An 18996-nucleotide genomic window follows, 5' to 3' on the forward strand; every position below is an offset into this window, starting at 1 on the left:
TCCCATGCGCCGCCGAAGCTCCGTCTTCATTCCCTCGCCACGCATGACGCCCTCACCCTCCCGCCCCGGTGGGGAGCAGCGGCATGCGCACCTCGCCCTGGGGGGCGGGCAGCACCGCGGCGGGCCGCACCATGGCCGCGGAAGCCAGCGCGAGCTTGCGGCGCGTCGTCACGTGGGCCCGGGCGCTGAACACGTCGTAGTCGCGCGCTTCGATGTCGCGCAGGATGTCGCCGTAGATGGCGCCCATCAGCCGCACCATCCGCTGACTGCCGAAGCCCGTCAGGTAGCGCACCCCGGCCGCCGCCCGCGCGTAGTACGCCCGCGAGCGCTCCACCTGGAAGCGCATGAAGGACCGCCAGCGCGCGTCCACCTGTCCGCGCCGCAAGTCGTCCTCCGACAATCCGAAGGCGGCCAGCTCCTCGGCGGGCAGGTACACCCGGCCGCGCTCCCAATCTTCGCGCACGTCGCGGAGGATGTTGGTGAGCTGCATGGCCCGGCCCAGGTCGGCCGCGGGCTCCACCGCCGCCGCGTCCGAGCACCCCAGCACCGGCGTCAACATCAGCCCCACCACACCCGCCACGCGGTAGCAGTAGAGGTCCAGCTCCGCCCAGGTGGCGTAGCGGTGCTTCGTCAGGTCCATCTCCATGCCGGAGATGAGGTCCTGGAAGGGCTGCTCCGGAATCCGGAAGTGGCGCACCGCGTGCTCGAGCGCGGCGAACTCCCGCGCATCCCACGGCGTCGCGGCCTCGCTGCCCTTCACCCGGTCCGCCGGCGGCCCCAGCTCGCGCGAGGCCAGCTCCGGCATGGGCAGGTACAGCTCCGCCACGCGCTGCCGCGCCCGCGCCAGCCGCACCGGCAACGCATCGGCCGCGCTCGCCGCGTCGTCCCCGTCCACCATGTCGTCCAGGCGCCGGCAGAAGGCGTAGAGCGCGAACGCCGCCTTCCGGCGCAGGCCGAAGAGCAGGTACGAGGCGAAGAAGAAGCTCTTGGCGTGATGGCGCGTCACCTGCTTCGCCAGCACATAGCCGCGCTCCACCAGCGCCTTGTCGACAGGCGGGCTCACGCGGCCACCCCTTCCCGCGACGTGGCGGTGGCCGTCCGAGGCGACAGCGAAACGCCCTGCGCATGGGCCCACGTCATCAGCCGCTCCGTCACCAGCCGCGCGGAGATGAGCACCGTGGGCAGCCCCGTCCCCGGCTGCGTGGAAGCACCGACGAAGAAGAGGTTCTTCACCCGCGCGTCCTGGTTGGACGGACGGAAGGGGCCAATCTGCGTGAAGTTCTGGGACAGGCCGAAGGCGCTGCCACGCGCCAGGTTGAAGGTGCCAGCCCAGTCATCCGGGGTGAAGACGCGCTCCACCTCGATGTCCGACTCCAGCGACGGGAAGCCCAGTTCCGCCATGCGCGCGAAGAACTTCGCGCGCACCTGAGGCCCCTCCACCTTCCAGTCCAGGTCCGGGTGCTGGTGCGGCACGGGCACCAGCACATAGAGCGCGTCCTTGCCCTCGGGCGCCAGGGACGCGTCGGTGCGCGTGGGCGCGTTGACGTAGAAGCTGGGGTCCTCCGGCACGCGGAAGCGCTCGAAGATGTCGTCGAAGGAGCCCTTGTAGTCCCGGCCGAACACCACGTTGTGGTGCAAGAGCTCCGGGTAGCGCCGCTTCATGCCCAGGTAGAGCATGTAGCCGCTGGACGTGTAGCGCAGCTTCTCCCTGCGCTTGAGCGTCGTCGCCTTCGGGTCCAGCAGCTTCTCGTACGCGTAGGGCAGGTCCGCGTTGCACAGCACCGCGTCCGCCTCCACCACCTCGCCGCCCTCCAACCGCACGCCTCGAGTCCGGCCGCCATCGGTGAGGATGCGCTCCACGGGCGCGCCGTAGTGGAAGCGCACACCCTCCTCGCGCGCCAGCCGCTCCAGGGCCTGGGGAATGGCATACAGGCCCCCCTTGGGGAACCAGATGCCCATCCCCAGCTCGGTGAAGGGCAGCAGGCCGTACACCGCGGGCGACGCATAGGGCGACACGCCCAGGTACATCGTCTGGAAGGTCATCGCCGCGCGCAGCCGCTCGTCCTGGAAGAAGCGGCTGACGTCCCCGTACATGCGGCGGTGGGCGCGGACCTGGAAGATGCGCGCGAGCACGCGCGGCGAGAGGTAGTCGCGCAGGCCCGCGTAGTTGCGCCCCACCAGGTGGTCCAGGCTCGTTCGGTACTGGACGCGGCCCTGGGCCAGGAAGGCGAGGTAGCGCGCGTAGCTGCCGGGCTCCACGCGCTCCAGCTCGCGGCCCATCGCGCACAGCTCTGACGTGAAGGTGACATCCGAACCGTCCCGGAAGTGGACCCGATAGTTCGGGTCGCACTTGAGCAGCGTCAGGTAGTCCTCGATGCGGCGGCCCACCGCGCGGAAGGTCTCCTCGAACACCTCCGGCATCAGCACGATGGTGGGGCCCAGGTCCCACGTGAAGCCATCCACCTGCAATCGGTTGCAGCGCCCACCCGGTCCCTGCGTCTTCTCGAAGACCTGGACGTCGAAGCCCTGGTGCGCCAGCCGGGCAGCGGCGGCCAACCCGCCCACGCCCGCGCCCACCACCACGATGCGCCTGCCCTGTATCGATGCACTCATGGCGTCCTCAGGCGGCGCGGTGGGCCAGCCGGGCGATGAGCGCGTCGAGCAGCTCTCTCACGCCGTTGGGATTGGGCAGCGACTGCAACGAGCGGCGGGCGGCCCGGGAGGCGCGCACCACCATGCGCTCACACGCGGCCCGGCCTCCGCAGGACTCCACCAGCGCGCGGGCCCGCGCCAGCGCGGCGGCGTCCTTCTGCTCCACCGGCAGCGCCCACAGCGCCTCCAGCTCCGTGCGCTCGGCCTCAGTGGCGCGCGCGAAGGCGGCCAGCACTGGAAAGGTTCGCTTGCCTTGGAGGAAGTCGCCGTCAGCGGCCTTGCCAGCGACGTTCGAATCGCCAAAAAGGCCCAGCAAATCGTCCCGAAGCTGGTAGGCAAGACCGACGTGACGGCCCACGCGCTCCAACCCCTCCACCAAGCCGCTGCTGGCACCGCCGAGCATGGCCCCGCACACCAGCGGGGCGCAGAAGCCGTAGCGCGCCGTCTTGAGATGCGCCACGCGCAGCGTCTGGAAGAGCGTCACCTCCGCCAGCGGCGCGCGGCCCAGGTCCAGGTCCAGGTACTGCCCGGCCGCCGTGTGACGGCACACGCCCAGGTAGTACTGCACTACGCCCGCGACGCACGTCAGCCCCGAGCCCAGCATGGCCTCCAGGGCGCGCGCGAAGAGGTGGTCTCCCACCACCACGGCCAGGTCCTCCCCCGCGCGTCCGGGCGCCAGCATCCGGTGCAGGGATGCGGCGCCCCGCCGCAGCTCCGCCTGGTCCGCCACGTCGTCGTGGATGAGGAGGAAGGTGTGCAGCAGCTCCAGCCCTGCGGCGAAGCGCCACAACCCGGAGGGCACCACCGCGCTCCCACGCGCCAGGCAGTGTCCCGCCATCACCAACGCGGGGCGGAGCCGCTTGGCGGGCCGCAAGGTATAGGCCCGGGCCTGCGTCAGCGCCTGTGTCCAACGAACGTCCAGGCCGGCCTCGTCGGGAAGTTCGAACAACTCCGCCAGCGAGGTCTCCACCTCCGCCTGGACCAGTTGCAGCCAGGCCTGCTCCAGAGGAAGCAGGCCCGTCGGCGACTGCGCATCGGGAAGCGTGAGTGCCATGCTTCTTTCCTCCGAAGAACCCGTTCCTTTGCTTCCTAGAGGTAGCGTTTGCGTCCAGAGCTTGTCAAGGGTATGTCTAAGGTTTGCGATAACCTTGTACACAGAGGTCCCCTCATGAAGGCGTGGATCGCAGGTGCGCTCTCCATCTCCCTGGCAGCGGGAAGCGCCCTGGGCGCGACGCCGGCCCCGGAGCCGGTGGACGCGACGTTACGCACCTCCGCGGGAAAGGAGGTCCGGCTCTCCAAGTGGCGCGGAAAACCGGTCATCCTGTTCTACGAGGACAAGGACTCGACCAAGCTCAACTCGACCCTGAAGAAGGAGCTGTTCGCCCGGGGGCAGGAGCGCGGAATCCTGGATGCGGCCTGGGTGCTGGCCGTCGCAAACCTTCAGAATTTCGACTTTTTTCCGGCCCGGCAGATTGCCCTCTCCTTCGTCCGGGACGAGGAGAAGAAGGTGGGCGTGCCTATCCTGGTGGACATGGATGGAGCACTGGGAAAGGCGCCGTGGAAGCTGCCGCTGAAAACGTCCAACATTGTGCTGCTGGACGCCGAAGGGGCCCTGGTCTACCGGCACTCCGGCCGAATGAAGCCGGATGAGCTGACGACCTTCTTCGCCGTCCTGAGCCGCCTGGTGGGCGTGGACCTGAACAACCCGGCGCCCTCGGAGCCCTCCCCGTGAAGGTGGCCGTCACCGGCGCGAGCGGCTTCCTGGGTCCAGGGCTTGTCCAGGGTTTGTTGGAGCGTGGACACCAGGTCCACGTCCTGGCCCGGAATGTTGAACAGGCCCTGGCCCGCCTGCCCGCCGGCGTGACGGGGGCGCCCTTTTCCGCCGGCTCGCCGCTGCCGCCCGAGGCCCTGGCGGACGCGGAAGCCGTCGTGCACCTGGCGGGCGAGCCGGTGGCCCAGCGCTGGACGCACGAAGGCAAGCACCGCATCCACGACAGCCGGGTGCTGGGCACGCGCGCGGTGGTGGCGGCGATGCGGGGCGCGGGGACGGTGCGGCGCTTCGTATCGGCGTCCGCCATTGGCTACTACGGCGGCACGCGCGGCGCGGAGCCGCTGACGGAGGAGAGCCCTCCGGGTGACGACTTCCTGGCCCGCGTGTGCGTGGACTGGGAGGCGGAGGCGATGCAGGCGCGCGAGTCCAGCATCCCCACGGCGGTGGTGCGCATGGGCGTGGTGCTGCACCCGGAGGGGGGCGCCCTCCACAAGATGCTGCCCCCCTTCCGCGTGGGCGCGGGCGGCCCGGTGGGCAGCGGCGAGCAGTTCGTGAGCTGGGTGCACCGCGACGACGCCAGGGATTTGCTCCTCTTCCTGCTGGCCCATCCCCAGGTGGAGGGCGTGGTGAACGCCACCGCGCCCACGCCGGTGACGAACGCCGTCTTCGCGCACACGCTGGGCCACGTGCTGGGCCGGCCGTCCCTGGTGCGGATGCCCGCGTTCATGCTCAAGGCGGCGCTGGGAGAGATGGCGAAGGTGGTGCTGGAGGGCCAGCGCGTGCTGCCCCAGCGCGCCCATGAGGCGGGCTTCGTGTTCCGGTACCCGGAGTTGGAGGGCGCGCTGCGCGACCTGCTGGCCTAGGGTGCGCGGATGGACGCGAAGACACTGGAGGCGCGGGCCCGCGCCGAGGGAACGCCCGTCATCGAATCGGACACCGCCACCTTCGTGTGGCGAGGCCGGGGCCCCATCTGCCTCCAAGGTGACTTCCAGGACTGGCGCGGCAAGCCGCTGCCCTTCAAGCGCGTGGCGCCCGGACTGTGGGCTCGCACGCTGACGCTGCCCGCGGATGCCTACGTCGAATACGCGCTGGAGGACCCGCGCGGCCAGCGCGTGGAGGACCCGCTCAACCGCCACCCTTCCGACAACGGCTTTGGCGGCATCAACCACTCGTTCCACATGCCCCAGGCCCGCTCGTCCCTGCCCGCCCGGCACCCGCGCGGCGCGCCTCGGGGCCGCGTCACCCGGCACGTGGTGGACACAGGAGACGTGGACCTGCCGGGCCAGCGCCGGGTGTACCTGTACGCGCCGCCCACGGACGCGCCGGTGCCCTTGGTGGTGGTGTACGACGGCGAGGACTATCTGCGCCGCGTCCGCCTGCCGGAGCTGGTGGACACCCTGGTGGCCGAAGGCCGCATGCGCCCGGTGGCCCTGGCGCTGGTGTGCAATGGCGGCGAGACACGCAGCATGGAGTACGCCTGCAGCGAGTACACGGTGGGGCTGTTGAAGTGGAAGGTGCTGCCGCTGGCGCGCCAGAAGCTGTCGCTGGTGGACGAGCGGCGCAGCCCCGGTGCCCACGCGGTGCTGGGGGCCTCGCTGGGCGGGTTGATGGCGCTCTACACCGGCCTGCGCATGCCGGACGTCTTCGGCCGGGTGCTGTCCCAGTCCGGGGCCTTCACGGTGGAGGGCCATGACTTCGTCGTCTTCGACCTGGCGCGCCCCCCACCCCGCCGCCCGCTGGACGTCTGGCTGGACTGCGGCCGTTTCGAGGGCTTGCTGGAGGGCAACCGCCGCATCGCTCCCGTGCTCTCAGAAGCTGGGCATCAGGTGGAACTCCGGGAGTACAGCGGTGGGCACAACTACCCTGCGTGGCGTGAGGACCTGGTCCACGGGCTGGAGCGCCACTTCCCTCCCCTGCCCGCCAAACGCCGGGAGTCATTGCGTTTTTCCGGGCGATGACGCGGGCGCGCCCGCCGTGCGGGGACACTCCGGCGGACGCACGTTAGAGGTGGGACGCAACTGGAGCCACACCGCGCCCGATAACCTACATGGGAATTCCCGGAGCTCTGTCCGCACCGGGCCCCATCCCTGGAGCCCCCATGTCTCGCATCGATGGTGGTAACCGTCCGTCCTCGCCCAAGGGCCCGGCGCATGAGCGCGCCAGCGCTCCGGAGCAGCGGCCGGCCTCCGGCACCGCCACCCAGGGGACGAAGGGCGTCCAGGCGCACCGCACGGTGCAGACGTTCCAGGGCCGCAGCGACTTCGAGCCCGACCGGCGCCCCGCCCAGCGCGGCGTGACGGCGCCGCCTCCGGACGCCACCGCCATCGCGGGCGCTGACGCGGAGCTGGAGCTGCTCTCCGAGTTTCCCGACCAGGCGGATGCCCAGGGCGGGCTCGCCTCCGCCATGCTTCACGCGCACGCGAACGAGCCCGCCTCGCAGGCCCGCATCGTCGAGCGCCTGAAGCAGGACGGCCGCCTGGAGTCGCTCTTCGGCGAGGTGTTCCGCGAGGGCAATCCCTACGTCGAGCAGCCGCACCGCAACGCCGTCGTGCGCGCGCTGGGGACCGCCATGGCACGGGGCACGGTGACGTCCGACGACCTGCGCGCCTTCGCTCGCGGCGCCTACGCGCAGGAGTGGCGGCAGATCGGCACCGAGCTGACGACGCCCCGCCCGCTCACGGAGAAGCCGTAGCGCACACGCCGGATGCACCCATGAAAGCTCTTCGTCGACGCACCCCCGGCGCGGGTCGCAGGAAAGCCATCAGCCGACGCTCCCGCTCGGCCCGGCGCGCGCATGGCACGTACCGGGCCCGGCTCAGGACGCGCCCGCCCAAGAAGTACCGGGTGCGGCTGCGGACCGCCCGCCGCACCCTCTGAACAGGCCCTGATGCCCGGCTCAGGGCAGCGCCACCTGCCCGGGTGACGAGCGGTGCCCCGTGGCGCCCAGGCCCAACGAGCCGTAGAGGCTGGAGCCCCAGCTCAGCACCGTGCCGTCGCGCTTCATGGCCAGGGAGAAATCCGCCCCGCCCGACACCACGGTGATGTCCGACAGCTCCCGCACGCGCTGGGGCTCCGTCCGGTTCGTGTTGTCCCCCAGCCCCAGCTGGCCGTGCGAGTTGCGTCCCCACGTCCACACCGTGCCCTTGAGCGCCACGGCGAACGTGTGGCGAGCCCCCGCGCCCACGGCGGACACCGAGGACAGGCTCGGCACCGGCCGGGGCACCAGGCGCATCCGCGTGCCGCTGGCGCCGTCCCCCAGCTGACCGAACGCGTTGTCGCCCCACGTCCACACGGTGCCGTCGCCCCGCAGCGCCACCGTGTGCGTCGCGCCCGCGCGCACGTCCACCACGCCGTCCACGCCCTTCACCACCACGCGCGAATAGCGGGTGGTGCCGGTGCCGTCTCCCAACTGGCCCGACGCGTTGTTGCCCCACGCGGACAGGGTGCCGTCCGAGTGCAGCGCCAGCGAGTAGTGGTCTCCGCCCGCCACGGCCACCACGCCCTCCAGCCCCTCCACCTGGATGGGCAGGGAGCGCGACTCCGCGGTGCCGTCACCCAGCTGGCCGAACGCGTTGTAGCCCCACGTCCACACGGTGCCGTCCGAGCGCACCGCCAGCGCGTGGTAGCCCCCCGAGCCGATGGCCACCACATCCCCCAGCCCGGCCACCTGCACCGGCCTGGTGCGCGGAGTGGACGTGCCATCCCCGAGCTGACCGAAGCCATTGGCGCCCCACGCCCAGACGGTGCCGTCACTGCGCAGCGCCAGCGAGTGCCAGGCGCCCGAGGACACGGCCACCACGCTCGCCAATCCATGCACCGCCAAGGGCACCGCGCGTCGCGTGGTGGTGCCGTCTCCCAGCTGGCCGAACGTGTTGTCGCCCCACGTCTGCACGGTGCCGTCCGACATCTGCACCACCGCGTGCTGGCCCCAGGCGCGCACGGTGCGCACGGGCGGGCGGATCTTCGGCCCATCGATTTTCACCGCCATCGGCGTCAGCTGCGGGCCCGTCTTCCCATCACCGAGCTGGCCGTACTCGTTGCTGCCCCAGGCGCGGGCGGTACCGTCCAGCAGCACGGCCACGGTGAACTGCTCTCCCGCGGCCACCGCCTCCACGCCTCGCAGCTCCGGCACCTGCCGGGGCCACATCCCCGTCGGCGAGGACGAGCCATCCCCCAGCTGCCCCAGCGTGTTGTCGCCCCACGTCCACACCGTGCCGTCGGCGCTCAGCGCCACCACGTGGTGGGCCCCCGCGGACATGGCGCGGATGCCCTTCAAGGTGGTCACCTGATTTGGCACGCTCCGCGCCTGGTTGGTGCCATCGCCCAGCTGGCCGGACGGGTTCGTGCCCCAGGCCCACGCGGTGCCGTCGTCGCGCACCGCCACCGAGAAGGCACGTCCGGCCGCCACGGACGCCACGCGCTCCAGCCCCTTCACGCGCACCGGCGTCAGGCTCCGCTCGGTGCCACCATCTCCCAGCTGGCCCGAGCCATTCGCGCCCCAGGCCCACAGCGCGCCGTCCTCGCCCACCGCCAGGGCGTGCGTTTCGCCCAGGGCCACGGCCACCACGTTGGAGAGGTACTTGAGGTGTGTCGGCAGGGGGCGGTCCGTGAGGGTGCCGTCACCCAGCTGGCCATTGGCGTTGCCGCCCCAGCTCCACACGGAGCCATCCGCGCGCAGCGCCACCGACGTGTCTCCACCCGCCGCCAGCGCCACCACGCCTAGAAGCCCCTCCACCAGCCCCGGCGTCACGCGCGGGGTGGTGGTGCCATCTCCCAGCTGCCCCCGCCCGTTCGCGCCCCAGGCCCAGACGGTGCCGTCACACGCCAGCGCCAGCGAGTGCTGCAAACCACTGGCGACAGAGCGGACGCAGGGCACGCCGCGCACGGACACCGGACTCGCGCGGTGGGTGGAGGTGCCGTCGCCCAGCTGGCCCGAACCATTCTCACCCCAGGCCATCACCGTGCCATCGGCGCGCACCATCAGCGTGTGCGCGCGGCCGACGGACAACCGGTCCACGCGGCCAATGCCACGCACCTGCACTGGCAGGGCGCTCCAACCCGCGGCGCCCAGCCCCAGTTGACCGAAGCGGTTGTAGCCCCACCCGCGCAACGTCCCATCCGCGTGCAGCGCGAGCACGTGCAGGTGGCTGGGGTGGAGCGCCTGGATGCCCGTCAGACCGGGGATGAGGGCGGGCCGCACGCGCGAGGTGAGCGTCCCGTCTCCGAGCTGGCCGTAACCGTTGTAGCCCCACGCTCGCACCGTGCCATCGCCTTGCAACGCCATGGAGTGGGAGCGGCCACCGCTGACGGCGGTGATGCCCTGCAGCCCCGGCACCTGCACCGGACGGAAGCGGTCCGCCCAGGAGCCGTCCCCGAGCTGCCCTTCCCCATTGTCGCCCCACGCCCACACCGTGCCGTCGCCGCGAACGGCCAGCGCATGCGCGGAGCCCGCCGCCACGCGGGTGACGTTCGCCAGTCCCTCCACGCGCACCGGACTCAGTCGCTGCACGCCACCGCCGTCCCCCAGCTGTCCCTCGAAGCCCTCGCCCCACGTCCACACCGTGCCGTCGGACTGCAGGGCCATGGAGAAGTACGAACCGGCGGCCACCGCCACCACCGCACCGAGCCCCGACACGCGCACCGGCGTCAACCGGTCCACCGTCGTGCCGTCCCCCAGCTGTCCCAGCGCGTTGTAGCCCCAGGCCCACACGCTGCCGTCGCTGCGCAGCGCCAGGACGTGACTGCCACCCGCGGCCACCGCCGTCACCGACGTCAGGCCCGACACCGCCACGGGCCGGGCGCGGTCCGTGGTGGTGCCGTCCCCCAGCTGTCCGGCGGCGTTGCGCCCCCATGCCCAGACCGTCCCATCCATGCCCACGGCGAGCGAATGGTGGGCGGCCGAGGCGACGCTGCGAACGCCGCCGAGCCCCTCCACGCGCACTGCGGCGTGGCGCTCGGCGGTGCTGCCATCACCCAGTTGCCCATAGGTGTTGCGGCCCCAGGCCCAGACGGAGCCATCCCCCAGCGCGGCCAGGGAGTGGAAGCTGCCCGTCGCCATCGACGTCACGCCCGCCAGGCGCATCACCGGAGCAGGCACTACGTGGCGCTCGGAGCCGCCGTGGCCCAGCTGGCCCGACATGCCTCCGCCCCAGGCCCAGAGCGTGCCGTCTTTTCGCAGGGCCAGCGCGTGCTGCGCGCCGCCCACCACCGAGGCCACCGCATTCAGCCCCGGCACCGGTCCCGGCGTGGCGCGGTCAGCGGTGTCTCCATCGCCCAGCTGGCCGGAGCCATTGGCACCCCAGGCGAACACCGCGCCCATGTCGAGCAGCGCCAGCGAATCCGAGTCCATGGAGGCCACGGCCTTCACCCGCTCGAGTCCCGGCACCTGCATGGGTACGGCGCGGTCATTCCACGTGCCATCACCGAGCTGTCCGGAGGCATTGCTGCCCCACGTCCACACGCCGCCGTCCTTGCCCAGCGCCAGCGCGTGGTAGGTGCCCGCCGTCACCTCGGTGATGCCGCTGAGCTCGGAGACCTTCACGGGAGACAGGCGCTGGGTGAAGGTACCGTCGCCCAACTGGCCGGAGCCATTGGAGCCCCACGCGCGCACCGTGCCGTCCTCGAGCACGGCTAGGGTGAAGTCGAAGCCCGCGGCGAGCGCGACCACGCCCTGCAACCCGGGAACCCGCTCGGGCGTGAGCCCCGGCTGCGTGTGTCCCCGGCCGAGCTGTCCGTGGAAGTTCGTCCCCCACGCCCACACCGTGCCGTCCTCGCGCAGCGCCAACGAGTGGAAGTCTCCGGCGGCCACCGCCACCACGCCGTCCAGGCCGGCCACCCGCATCGGCGTCGCGCGATCAGTGGTGGTGCCATCACCGAGCTGCCCGGAGCTGTTGCCGCCCCACGTCCACACCGAGCCATCCGCGCCCAGCGCGAGCGAATGGGCGTCTCCGGACACCACCGACACGATGTCCGCCAGCGCCGCCAGCCGCACCGGCGCCAGTCCCTGGAGGGACGTCTCCGCCCCGCCAAGCTGGCCGGAGCCATTGCCGCCCCAGGCCCACACGTCGCCTCCGGGTGACAGATAGAGCGAGTGCTGGGCACCCGCGGCAATGCGCATCGGCGGGGCCGTGACGACCACTCGCTGGGTGCGCGTGGCGTGTGGAGTCTCCGGCATGGCGAGCTCCCCCGAGGGCTCGCAGCCAACCATCAGCAAGGCGCTCAACAGGCACGTCAACAGGCGGCGCGTTCCCGCCATCATGTCAGGGGGCATGGGGGTCTCCTCGAGGAGGTGGTGCATGCGCGTCAGCCAGGCGGTTCGCCGTTACACACGCGGCAACCCTTCAGTGGCTTTCGGGCAGGCCGGTGTATACGGCCAACGCGCTGTCACTTGTATCGCGAGAACGGCTCAGGCGCTCTCTTGGCTGCATGCTGCAATCGCATGCGACGTGGGTTCGGGTCGCGATTGCCCCAGCTGCGAACACCCCGCGCGGATTGATGCGATGTCCGTGTACGAGGTGTTCACATTTCTTCACGCGGATTGCATTGCAGCGCGTCGCGCACGGGTCAGGATGGCGCACTGCATGGACACCGCGCGCTTCATCCTCTTCGCCCTCGTCACCGGCATCGCCACGGTCGCCGTCCACGTCTACCTGTACCGGCGCCTCTTCGCGGCCACGTCGGAGCACCGCGCATGGCGGCGCGTGGGCATGGGCGTCATGACGGTGCTGGGCACACTGCTGGTGCTGTCGTGGTCGGTGACGCGCTTCCTTCCCATGGACTCCACCTTCGCCGTGGCCACGGCGGTGTGGACGTGGATGGGCATGGCCATCTACCTGTTGCTCGCGCTCGGAGTGTTGGGCGCGGTGCGCAAGGTGGCGGCGCGAATGCAGCGCACACGCGGCGAGCCGGCGGTGGTGGAGTTGCGCGGTGGCGAGACGGCCTCGATGTCCCACCGCTCGACACACGCTGGCGGCACGCTGGCGGCGACGGGCACGGAGTCCGTGTCAGTGACTCCGGAAGCCCTGGCGACAAGTGGACACGGTGCGGCGGCGACGCACGCCGAAGCGGCTCCGGTGGCGATGGCGGAGAGGCCCGGCGGCGCCACGTCCGAGGCTCCAGCACCAGTGGATGTGGAACGCCGACGCTTCCTTGCTCGGGCGGCAGCCGGCGGAGCAGTGCTGGCCGCGGGTGGCGTGACGGGCTTCGGGATGTGGAGCGCCTTCCATCCGCCCGTGGTGAACGAGGTGGCGGTAAAGCTGCCGGGACTGCCCAAGGCGCTGGATGGCTTCAGCATCGTCCATCTGAGCGACATCCACGTGGGCCCGGTCATCCGGCGCCGCTTCATGGACGAGCTGGTGCGCCGCTGCAACGCATTGCGCCCCGACCTGGTGTGCATTACTGGCGACCTGGTGGACGGACACGTCGCATCGCTGGCCCCAGCCGTCTCGGCGCTGTCCGAGTTGAAGTCACGCCACGGCACCTACTTCGTCACGGGAAACCACGAGTACTACTGGAGCGACGCGGCCTGGGCTGAGGCGCTGGAGCGTATGGATGTGCATGTTCTGCGCAACCGTCACGTGCGCATTGGCGACAAGGCCGCGTCATTCGACCTGGTGGGTGTGGACGACTGGTCGGCGGGCAAGATGGGGTTCTCGCAAGGCTATGACCTGGCGGCGGCGACGGCGGGCCGGGATTCCGAGCGGGCCTCGGTGCTGCTCGCGCATCAGCCATCGAACTGGAAGGTGGCGGCGCGGGAGGGAATGGGCTTGCAGCTCTCCGGACACACGCATGGGGGACAGTTCTTCCCCTTCACGCTGGCGGTCTCCGCCATCTGGGAGCACGACGCGGGCTTGTTTCACGAAGGAGACCGGCACCTGTATGTCAGCCGGGGAACAGGCTTCTGGGGTCCGCCGCTCCGCGTCGGAGCGCCGCCGGAGATCGTCCGGGTGACACTCCTGGCGTGATGCATAGATTCGGCGGGTATGGCCAGGGAACCCGCCCAACGTGAGCTGAAACAAGAGCGTGCCGCGCGCACGCGCATGGACATTCTGGAAGCGGCCATCCACCTCTTCGCGAGGCGAGGCTTCCTCGCGACGACGATGGCGGACTTATCCCGCGCCATCCGGATGACGCCCGGAGCGCTGTACTGGCACTTCCCCACCAAGGAAGACCTGCTGCTGGCTGCGATTGAAGAGTTGCACCAGCGCTGTCTGAGAGCCTTTCAACTGCCTGGAGACGACCGCGAGCGTCCGGCGCGGGAGCAATTCCAATCCATCTGCGAGCGGACGCACCTCCTCCTTCGCGAGCACCGCGAATACGGAATCTTCTTCGCGATGCTCGCGGCCGAAGCGGCGGATTCCAATGACCAGGTAGCGGAGGCCATCCGAGACAAGCTGGCCCTCTACGTGACGACGCTGGAGCGCCTCATCCGTCACGGACAGCAGATGGGGGAGTTCCGGCAGGACGTGGACGCACTCGCCGCCGCGCACAGCCTCCTGGGCGGGCTCCTGGGCATGCTCGTGCACCAGAACCTCTTCCGCGCCTCCGTGGATTACGACCCCCTGTACCGCGCCGTCATGCTGATACACCAAGCGGGACTCGTGCAGGCCACAGGCTTCGACTGCGTCAATGCCAGCCAGTCCTGACATCCCTGACGTGGCAACGCCGGCCAGCGCCCGGATAGATGCCCAGCTCAGAATGAAACGGGCGGAACCCCATGTCAGGGTTCCGCCCGCTTGAAACCTTACGGAGACAGGGCCGGCACTTCAGCCCTGTCCCCTTGATGCCTGGCGGCTACGGCGTCTTCGTGATGACGTTCGCCGCGCCAGGCGTGACGGTCGTGGTGAAGGAGAAGTCCGCCGCGTTCACGTCCGTGTCGGTCGAGTCCGCGTCCCGGCACAGCGAGCCCTGAGCGGTGTTGCTGTCCGCCAGGGTCTTCGTGTCCGCGTCACCCTCACGCATGTCGAACTTCGTGTCCGTTCCAGCGATGGTGGCGTTCACCACGTGCCCCTCGTAGGAGAGGGAGTCAATCAACGCATCCGTGGCCTCGTCGTACAGGGCCACCGCGTCCGGCTCACCGTTCTGGATGAAGTCGGTGGTCCCCCGCTGCAGCGTGTGCACACCGGCACGCCCCGCGAGCGGATCGACGACGGTGGCAGCGCCCACGACCAGATACTCCCGAGGCCCCAGGACCCCGCCGTTGACTTCCGCCAGGGCAATCTTCTGGTAGCTCGACATGTTGCTGCCATTGACGAACACCAGGAACACGCTGCTCAGCGACGCGGGCATCGAGGAGTTGTTGTAGATCTCCACGAACTCCTGCGAGTCACCCGCGCCGGGCATGTCGTAGTCCACCTCGTTGATGACCAGTCCGCCTTCCGCGGCCAGGATGACGGACACCTGCGCGGTCCGGTCCACCCCGCCGAAGCTCGCCGTGAGCAGCGCCTGCGCGGGGCTCGAGACCTCGTCCGCCGTGAAGGTGAAGGTCGCCGTCGTCGCATCCCGGGCCACCCGGACCGAGGCCGGAATGGACCCGACGCCCGTCGCCGGCTCCAGCGTCAGCGCAACGTCCGTCTCGTCCGTCTGCGCCGGACGGTCCAGCGTCACCGTGAAGGTGAACGTCCGGCCCGTCAGCACCGCTGCGGTGGACGGAGACAGCGCGCTGAGCGCGGGCGGAGGCGGAAGCACCGTGAGCTCGGTGGTCTGGGTGATGCCGTACAGCGAGGCGGACACCGTGCCCGTGCCCTCGCCCTGCGCGTCCGCCGTGAAGGTGAAGGTCACCTCCGTGGCGCCCGCCGGAATCGTGGCCGAGGCCGGCACCGTGCCGTAGTTCTGCACGCCCGCCCCCGGCACCACCGCCAGCTCAACAACCGTGTCCTGCGCGGCCGGACGGTCCACCGTCAGGGTGAACGTCTGCGTCCCGCCCGCCGGAATCGTCACCGCCGAGGACGGCGACAGGGCCGTCAGCCGCGGCGCATTCTGGTCCAACGTCACGGTGGCGCTCGCGCTGGTCGCCCCGATGCTCGCCGTCACCGTGCCGGGCTCGGTGGCCGTGGCCGCCGCGTCCGTGATGAAGGAGAACACGGCCTCCGTGGCGTTCTCCGTCACGGTGAGCGTGCCGTTCGCCGGAACGAAGGTGCCGAAGCCCGTCGCCGGATTCACGCTCAGCGCCACGGTGGCGTTGGCGGGCGCCGGACGGTCCAGCTGCACGGTGAAGACCACCTCGCCGCCGGGCACCATCGTCACGTCACCCGGGGTGACGCCTACCACCTCGGGCTGCTCGTCGGTACCCAGCACCCGGATGGTGGCCGTCTGCGTGGAGCCGCCCAGCGTGGCCGTCAGCGTCACGCTCTGCGCGGGCGCCACCGCGTTCACCTGCACCGTCGCGGACGTCTGACCCGCGGGGATGGTGATGCGGCCGTCCTGCACGCTCAGCGCACTCTCGTTGGAGGAGGTGATGACGACGTCGAGCGCCTCCGCGTAGGCGGACGACAGCGTCAGCGTCAGCGCCTGCGGGAAGGTGTTCACCGGGCCCGTGCCCCCCACGCGCGCGTAACCGCTCGGACCGAAGCCCGTCAGCGACGGCGGCGGCAGCGGCATGTCCGCCAGGAAGCGCGGCACCAGCTTGGAGTCATTGAAGTTGTACGTCAGCACGCCGCGCAGCGCGCCGAAGCGCGTGCCAATGGACGGGACCTGGAAGGCATAGGCCTGGTCGTCAATCATCAGACCCGGCTGACCGGCGTCACCCGCCTCGTTCACCAGGAACTGGCCGAACTCGTCCACCCCCGTGTTGACCGCCACGTCGCGGACCTCCACGAGCACGCCTTCCAGCGCGGCGGCACGCGGGCCCCCGGTGCGGATGTCGGCCGTCGTCACCACCACCGGCGCGGGAACCTCGTTGCCGGAGCTGCGCTTGACGTACTTGACCTCGGTCAGCTCGGGCAGGCCGAAGTAGACGGTCAGCACGCCCGTGGTGATGTCGATGCGATCACCCGCGGCGAGGTCGCCCTTGGGCGAGTACACATAGAGACCGGAGTTATCCACGCTCGTGCCCGAAGGCAGCGGATACGTCTGCACCCAGTAGCCCTGGGAGCTCGCGCCGCCCTTCACCACACCGGTGACGACGACATCCATGATGGAAACCGGCTTGCCCACCAGCGGCAGGCTGCCGCCCACGGGCGTCTTCAGCTCGTGAATGGTGGCGGGGCAACCCAGGTCGCCCGGGTTCGGAACGCTGGAGCACGCGTCACACGCATCACCCTTGCCGTCGCCGTCCGCGTCCGCCTGGTCCGGGTTGGCAACGAACGGGCAGTTGTCCTGCCACGTCACGATGCCGTCGTGGTCATCGTCGCCCACGGTGAACGACGTGCAGGCGTCACCCGCCTCCAGCGGGCAGGGGTCGCACGCGTCGCCAATCCCGTCGCCATCCGAGTCCGCCTGCTTGCCATTGTCCATGGGGCGGATGGGGTTGAAGATGGCAGGGCAGTTGTCGACGGAGTCCACCAGCCCGTCCCCGTCCTTGTCCGCGGCGCGAACCTCACCGGTGTAGCTGGTGGAGTTGTTCACGACGGCCGGCCAGCGCGAGTCCAGCGAGGCACGGCGGGGCGAGCACGTCGGCTCGTTCTCCGGCGTACCGCACGCGAACAGCGGGTACTTCGCCGTGGCGCCCGACGTCAGCGCCGCCAGGTTCTTGCCAATCTCGGACTGGAGGCAGACTTCCTTCGAGGCGCCGCACACGTCCAGCGTGTCGCAGGTGTCCGCGCCGCGGAGCCCGGCCATCAGCGCCTGGTCACCGTAGAGCGCCTTGCCACCCCGCATCGTGAGCACCACGTGCTCGGGGTTCGCAGTGATGACCGCGCGGTGCGGCGAGCGGGTGAAGGTCCGCAGCTGGAAGATGGCCAGGTCGGCCACCTTGCCCTCGGCGATGCGGCCCGTCTTCTCGAACGTGTCCACCAGGTCCGACGCGTTCGACGTCACCATGCGCCAGAGGTCCTGGTCGCTGAAGGTCCGCGCGTAGTGCGAGGTGTTGAGGTAGTCCGCGCACTGGAGCTCGCGCAGCAGGTTCATGGAGCCGGAGCGCAGCCAGTCGGTGCCCAGCGCGATGGTGACGCCCTGGTTCTTGTAGGCCGACACCATGGCCGTGTCGCCGTACAGCGAGATGTTCGAGCGCGGCGACCAGATGAGGCCGGTGCCGTTCTCCGCCATGACGCGAATCTCCTTCGCCGTCAGGCCGATGCCGTGGATGACGGCGGTGCGCGGCTGCATCACGTTGTTCGTGCCCGTGGACAGGCAGAGGAACTCGTTCTGCGCCGCCGCGGAGATACCCTCGGCGATGTGCGGCAAGTACGCCGCCGTGCTCGGAAGCGAGCTCGTCGTCGGCATCGAGTTGTAGGTACAGCCCGAGGCAATCATGTTGCCATTGGTGTCGCCCAGCGGGAAGGTGTCGGAGTTCACCACCCCCTCGCCCAGGCCCTCCTGGAGGGCAGTGTTGTTCACGTCCACGTTGCGCAGCAGGCCGGCCTGTCCACCCGCGCCCGCCATGGAGGTGGCGCCCGCCATCATCTGCCGCAGCTCGCCCCAGCGAACGTTGTCCGCGGCGCTGGCCGCGGGGCTGTTGATGCGCGTGTGGCCGTTGCGGCCCGTGCGCCACTCGTGGCGGTGCTCGTAGCGCTCCTCGGTGCCGACGTACGGCTCCATCGGATACGTGATGTGCTCGTGCGGATTCACCAGGCCCGGGGAGATGACACCACCGGGGCAGGACACCTGCGTGGCCTCGGCGGCGCCCGCCGCGGCGGAGCAGTCACAGGCGGCGCACTGGATGATGCCCTGCGCGTCCACCAGCACCTGGCCGCCCACCAGCGTCTCGCCGTCCTTCAGCACCACGCCGGTGAAGAGGCGCGCGGCGGAGCCCTGCTGCGTCACCGCGCAGGTGGCGCCGTCGGGAAGCGCGGGCGCGTTGGCCGCGGGGCATTGGGTCAGCGTCAGCGAGCAGTCCGCCTGACAGCCGTCACCGTCCACCGTGTTGCCGTCGTCACAGACCTCTTCGCCTTCCAGCTTGCCGTTGCCACATACCGCGGCCGGCACGGGCGTCCGCGTACAGTCGGACTCACAGCCGTCGCCGTCCACCTTGTTGCCGTCGTCGCACTGCTCGCCCTGCTCCACGGTGTTGTTGCCGCAGACCGCTTGCGGGTTGCAGCTCGCACCCTCACAGCCAGGCTCGTCGCCGCATCCGGCGTGGAAGAGGAGGACCGCGCCTAGCGCGGCGAGTAATAAACGTGGGGACATTCGCATCTCGTGGGTCTCCCGGCGGAGCCGGCCGGAGGGAAGGTGGCAGGTCCTTGGCACGCGAAGAGCGTACCCCTTGAAACATTTCAGCGACACCTGACCGCACAGGTCCAGTTCCCAAGCGTCCGCGCACGCGAATGTGCCGTGGAGTACGCCGCTCACCTCACCTCAAGTACGGGGTGTTCAACGCCTACCTGTCGGACTGGCCCGCACCCTGTTCTTGACGCGCCGCGAGAGCCCTGCGCGCAGGTGCCACACGCGCTACAAGCCGCCGCACGTTTCAACACCGG

General features: G+C 70.5%; 11 protein-coding genes. 6 read left to right on the top strand and 5 right to left on the bottom strand.

The genetic code is table 11. The features are described 5' to 3' along the window. Positions 1-52: 52 nt before the first annotated feature. Genes BLU09_RS03690 through BLU09_RS03700 form a run of 3 tightly spaced genes read right to left on the bottom strand, consistent with a single transcriptional unit; the run spans position 53 to position 3706 of the window. Positions 53-1063, bottom strand: coding sequence for a phytoene/squalene synthase family protein (locus BLU09_RS03690; protein ID WP_090485468.1), 1011 nt, complete (start codon positions 1061-1063; stop codon positions 53-55). Beyond that, on the bottom strand, positions 1060-2613 hold the full coding sequence (locus BLU09_RS03695) for a phytoene desaturase family protein (protein WP_090485471.1): 1554 nt from the start codon (positions 2611-2613) through the stop codon (positions 1060-1062). Before BLU09_RS03695 ends, BLU09_RS03690 begins: the two co-directional genes overlap by 4 nt. A gap of 7 nt (positions 2614-2620) precedes the next feature. Beyond that, positions 2621-3706 (bottom strand): polyprenyl synthetase family protein, encoded by a 1086-nt coding sequence (locus BLU09_RS03700; RefSeq protein ID WP_090485474.1) that lies wholly within the window; start codon positions 3704-3706, stop codon positions 2621-2623. Positions 3707-3820: 114 nt separating this feature from the next. Here BLU09_RS03700 and BLU09_RS03705 point away from each other — a divergent pair, with 114 nt between their 5' ends. From BLU09_RS03705 to BLU09_RS03720, 4 genes are all read left to right on the top strand, one after another. Further along, positions 3821-4384 (top strand): peroxiredoxin family protein, encoded by a 564-nt coding sequence (locus tag BLU09_RS03705; RefSeq protein WP_186817961.1) that lies wholly within the window; start codon positions 3821-3823, stop codon positions 4382-4384. Then, positions 4381-5286, top strand: a complete 906-nt coding sequence (locus BLU09_RS03710; protein ID WP_090485480.1) for a TIGR01777 family oxidoreductase — start codon at positions 4381-4383, stop codon at positions 5284-5286. The genes BLU09_RS03705 and BLU09_RS03710 overlap by 4 nt, the downstream gene beginning before the upstream one ends. 9 nt (positions 5287-5295) lie before the next feature. Then, a complete protein-coding gene (locus tag BLU09_RS03715) occupies positions 5296-6381 on the top strand; it encodes an alpha/beta hydrolase-fold protein (RefSeq protein WP_090485483.1) in 1086 nt (361 codons plus the stop codon). 140 nt (positions 6382-6521) lie between these two features. Next, positions 6522-7115 carry a hypothetical protein gene (locus tag BLU09_RS03720; RefSeq protein ID WP_244171385.1) on the top strand — a complete coding sequence of 198 codons (594 nt, stop codon included), beginning with the start codon at positions 6522-6524 and terminating at the stop codon, positions 7113-7115. A gap of 204 nt (positions 7116-7319) precedes the next feature. On the opposite strand, the gene BLU09_RS03725 is transcribed toward BLU09_RS03720, so the two are convergent. Further along, positions 7320-11693 (bottom strand): RCC1 domain-containing protein, encoded by a 4374-nt coding sequence (locus tag BLU09_RS03725; protein WP_244171386.1) that lies wholly within the window; start codon positions 11691-11693, stop codon positions 7320-7322. A 310-nt stretch (positions 11694-12003) separates the two neighbouring features. Between BLU09_RS03725 and BLU09_RS03730 the strand changes: the two genes are divergently transcribed. Both BLU09_RS03730 and BLU09_RS03735 read left to right on the top strand, forming a co-directional pair. Further along, positions 12004-13386, top strand: a complete 1383-nt coding sequence (locus BLU09_RS03730; protein WP_090485491.1) for a metallophosphoesterase — start codon at positions 12004-12006, stop codon at positions 13384-13386. Positions 13387-13404: 18 nt separating this feature from the next. Then, on the top strand, positions 13405-14067 hold the full coding sequence (locus tag BLU09_RS03735; protein ID WP_090485494.1) for a TetR/AcrR family transcriptional regulator: 663 nt from the start codon (positions 13405-13407) through the stop codon (positions 14065-14067). 148 nt (positions 14068-14215) lie between these two features. Here the strand turns inward: BLU09_RS03735 and BLU09_RS03740 are convergent, their stop codons facing one another. Next, positions 14216-18712 carry a lamin tail domain-containing protein gene (locus BLU09_RS03740; protein WP_244171387.1) on the bottom strand — a complete coding sequence of 1499 codons (4497 nt, stop codon included), beginning with the start codon at positions 18710-18712 and terminating at the stop codon, positions 14216-14218. Positions 18713-18996: the final 284 nt, after the last annotated feature.

Source organism: Myxococcus virescens (genome assembly GCF_900101905.1).
Classification (GTDB): domain Bacteria; phylum Myxococcota; class Myxococcia; order Myxococcales; family Myxococcaceae; genus Myxococcus; species Myxococcus virescens.

Bases quoted from the DNA above. Each gene is read 5' to 3' on its own strand.
- BLU09_RS03695 (WP_090485471.1), bottom strand. From the start codon at position 2,613: ATGAGTGCATCGATACAGGGCAGGCGCATCGTGGTGGTGGGCGCGGGC.
- BLU09_RS03700 (WP_090485474.1), bottom strand. From the start codon at position 3,706: ATGGCACTCACGCTTCCCGATGCGCAGTCGCCGACGGGCCTGCTTCCT.
- BLU09_RS03705 (WP_186817961.1), top strand. From the start codon at position 3,821: ATGAAGGCGTGGATCGCAGGTGCGCTCTCCATCTCCCTGGCAGCGGGA.
- BLU09_RS03715 (WP_090485483.1), top strand. From the start codon at position 5,296: ATGGACGCGAAGACACTGGAGGCGCGGGCCCGCGCCGAGGGAACGCCC.
- BLU09_RS03720 (WP_244171385.1), top strand. From the start codon at position 6,522: ATGTCTCGCATCGATGGTGGTAACCGTCCGTCCTCGCCCAAGGGCCCG.
- BLU09_RS03725 (WP_244171386.1), bottom strand. From the start codon at position 11,693: ATGCCCCCTGACATGATGGCGGGAACGCGCCGCCTGTTGACGTGCCTG.
- BLU09_RS03730 (WP_090485491.1), top strand. From the start codon at position 12,004: ATGGACACCGCGCGCTTCATCCTCTTCGCCCTCGTCACCGGCATCGCC.
- BLU09_RS03735 (WP_090485494.1), top strand. From the start codon at position 13,405: ATGGCCAGGGAACCCGCCCAACGTGAGCTGAAACAAGAGCGTGCCGCG.
- BLU09_RS03740 (WP_244171387.1), bottom strand. From the start codon at position 18,712: ATGCGAATGTCCCCACGTTTATTACTCGCCGCGCTAGGCGCGGTCCTC.